Source organism: Microbacterium sp. CSI-V, from assembly GCF_001984105.1.
GTDB lineage: Bacteria > Actinomycetota > Actinomycetes > Actinomycetales > Microbacteriaceae > Microbacterium.
In genome coordinates, this window is the sequence record NZ_MTQM01000001.1 from 1 (window position 1) to 3,000 (window position 3,000).

Below are 3,000 nucleotides of genomic sequence, written 5' to 3' on the forward strand. Positions count from 1 at the left end.
GCGCAGCGACCGGCGCGAGACCATCGACGGCGTCGGAGCCCTCCTGTCGGTGCTCACGATGGCGCCCCTGGTCTTCGGCCTGATCGAGGGCCGAACCTACGGCTGGTGGACGGTCGACCAGACGCTCCAGGTCGGCGACTGGCAGTGGCCGTGGTCGCTCTCCCCCGTGCCGATCGCCTTCGCGGTCGCGCTGGTCGCCCTGGCGGCCTTCATCGCGTGGGGAGTCCACCGCCGGCGGCGCGGGCGCTCGACACTCCTCGCCCTCGGCCTGTTCCGCATCGCGTCTTTCCGAAACGGCAACATCGCCGCCGCGGTCGTCTCCCTCGGGGAGTTCGGCATCATCCTCGCCCTTCCCCTCTGGCTGCAGTTCGTCGTCGGCTTCGACGCACTGCAGACCGGCCTCCTCCTGCTCTCGCTGGCCATCGGGTCGTTCGTGGCGAGCGGGATCGCCGGCGCCCTGAGCGGTCGCGTCGCACCGGTGTGGATCGTTCGCGCGGGTCTCCTCGCGGAGATCATCGGAGTCGCCGGCGTCGCCTTCACGATCGGACCGGATGCCACGTGGGGACCCCTCATCCCCTTCCTGTTCGTCTACGGCGTCGGGGTGGGCCTGGCCACCGCGCAGCTCACGGGCGTCGTGCTGGCGGAGGTCCCGCCCGCAGAGAGCGGCGCCGCGTCCGGCACGCAGTCCACCTCCCGCCAACTCGGCGCGGCGCTCGGCGTCGCCATCCTCGGGACCGTCCTGTTCTCGACCACCTCGAGCGTGCTGACCTCCGCCCTCGACGACCGGGGGCTGCCCGCCGATCAGCGGGATCAGGTCGTGTCGCAGGTGGTCGACAGCGCGGGCGCGGCGATCGTCGGGCTCGAGCAGTCGCCGCAGACGCAGGACCTCGCGGCGGACGCGCGGACGGCGTTCAGCGACGGAACGAAGGCCGCCGCCTTCACCGCAGCCGGATTCCTGACGCTCGGACTCGTGTCGACGCTCACGCTCGGCGCCGCCGCGAGCGGGCGCGGCAGCCGCCAGGAGGAAGAGGAGCAGGCGCGCCGCTGAGCGGGCGCGACAGAACCTCAGCGATCCGCGCCGGATCAGCGGCATCCACGCGGTTCGGACTGAGGTTGCGCGGAGCACTGACGCTGCGCGCCCCGCGTCAGACGCGGGCACAACCTCAGCGATCCGCGCCGGATCAGCGGCATCCACGCGGTTCGGACTGAGGTTGCGCGGAGCACTGACGCTGCGCGCCCCGCGTCAGACGCGGGCATCCACCCCGTCGGCGACCGGCACCAGGCGCGTCAGCTGCGTGACGTGCCGGGGCTCGAGCTCGGCGAGGCTCGAGACGCCGAGCAGCGCCATCGTGCGCTCGATCTCGCTGCGGAGGATCGCGATCGTCCGGTCGACGCCCTGACGACCCCCGGCCATGAGGCCATAGAGGTAGGCGCGGCCGATGAGCGTGAACTTCGCGCCGAGGGCGATGGATGCCACGATGTCGGCGCCGTTCATGATGCCGGTGTCGACCATGACCGTCGCGTCCTTGCCGACCTCGCGCACGACGTGCGGCAGGAGCCGGAAGGGGATCGGCGCGCGGTCGAGCTGGCGTCCGCCGTGGTTCGAGAGGACGATGCCGTCGACACCGAGGTCGACCAGGCGGGCCGCGTCGGTGACGTTCTGCACGCCCTTCACGACGAGCTTGCCCGGCCACATGCCGCGGATGATGTCGAGGTCGTCGTAGCTGATCGTCGGGTCCATCGCGGCGTTCAGCAGCTCGCCGACGGTGCCGCCGGTCGTGCTGAGGGAGGCGAACTCGAGCTTGGGCGTGGTGAGGAAGTCGTACCACCACCACGGACGCGGAATGGCGTTGACGATCGTGCCGAGCGTGAGCTGCGGCGGGATCGAGAAGCCGTTGCGCTTGTCGCGGAGGCGGGCCCCGGCGATGGGGGTGTCGACCGTGAACTGCAGGGTGTCGAACCCGGCCGCAGCCGCCCGCTCGACGAGACCGTACGAGATCTCGCGCTGCTTCATGACGTAGAGCTGGAACCAGTTGCGTCCGACGGGGTTCGCCGCCTTCACGCCCTCGATCGAGGTCGTCCCGAGGGTCGAGAGGGTGAACGGGATGCCGGCGGCCGCCGCCGCGGAGGCCCCGGCGGTCTCGCCCTCGGTCTGCATCAGGCGCGTGAACCCGGTCGGGGCGATGCCGAACGGCAGGGCCGACGGGCCGCCGAGGATTTCGCAGGACGTGTCGACGTTCGCCGCCGGCCGCAGGATGTCGGGGTGGAACTCGACGTCCTCGAAGGCGCGGCGGGCGCGGTCGAGCGAGAGCTCGCCCTCAGCGGCACCGTCGGTGTAGTCGAACGCGGCCTTGGGCGTGCGACGCTTCGCGATCGTGCGGAGATCGGCGATCGTCAGCGCCGCGTCGAGACGGCGCTTGCGGGCGTCGAGCTCGGGCTTCTTGAACTGCATGAGCTCGAGGAGCTCGCCGACCTTGGGCAGCTGGCGCTGAACCATGGAGTCTCGCTTTCGTGTGGTCTGACCACAGACTACGCCGGTTCCGCGACGACGGAGCCGCGGGGCGTGTATCGGACAGGGGGGAACGCGTGCGCGACGCGCACGCGCAGATCTTCGAGGGTCGCGTCGGCGCCGAAGCACCCGAGCGCGCGGGCCTGCACGAGGACGTTGCCGAGCGCCGTGGCCTCCACGGGCCCGGCCAGCACGGGCACGCCCGCACGGTCGGCGGTCGCCTGGCACAGCAGCGCGTTGCGCGCGCCACCGCCCACGAGGTGGATGACGTCGACCTCGCGGCCCGCCAACCCGCCCGCGGTGCGCACGGCCCGAGCGAACGCGGCCGCGATGCTCTCGACGATGATGCGCGCGAACATCGGCCGCCCGGCACGGCCCGGGCGATCGGCGCCGATCAGCGCCGCGATGCGTCCGGGCATGTCGCCCGGGGCCGCGAGCTCGGGGGCGTTCGCGTCGAACAGGCGCGCGGGCGGCGACACCGCGCCGGCCGA

At 72.3% G+C, this 3,000-nt stretch carries 3 protein-coding genes; 1 reads left to right on the plus strand and 2 read right to left on the minus strand.

Annotated elements, in window-relative coordinates:
• On the plus strand, nt 1-1,048 hold a 1,048-nt coding region (locus CSIV_RS00005), incomplete at its 5' end, for an MFS transporter (protein WP_139340543.1).
• 195 nt (nt 1,049-1,243) lie between these two features.
• Here the strand turns inward: CSIV_RS00005 and CSIV_RS00010 are convergent.
• Both CSIV_RS00010 and CSIV_RS00015 read right to left on the minus strand, forming a co-directional pair.
• Nucleotides 1,244-2,497 carry an alpha-hydroxy acid oxidase gene (locus CSIV_RS00010; protein WP_077049395.1) on the minus strand — a complete coding sequence of 418 codons (1,254 nt, stop codon included), beginning with the start codon at nt 2,495-2,497 and terminating at the stop codon, nt 1,244-1,246.
• Nucleotides 2,498-2,529: 32 nt separating this feature from the next.
• On the minus strand, nt 2,530-3,000 hold a 471-nt coding region (locus CSIV_RS00015; RefSeq protein WP_274519521.1), incomplete at its 5' end, for an FGGY-family carbohydrate kinase.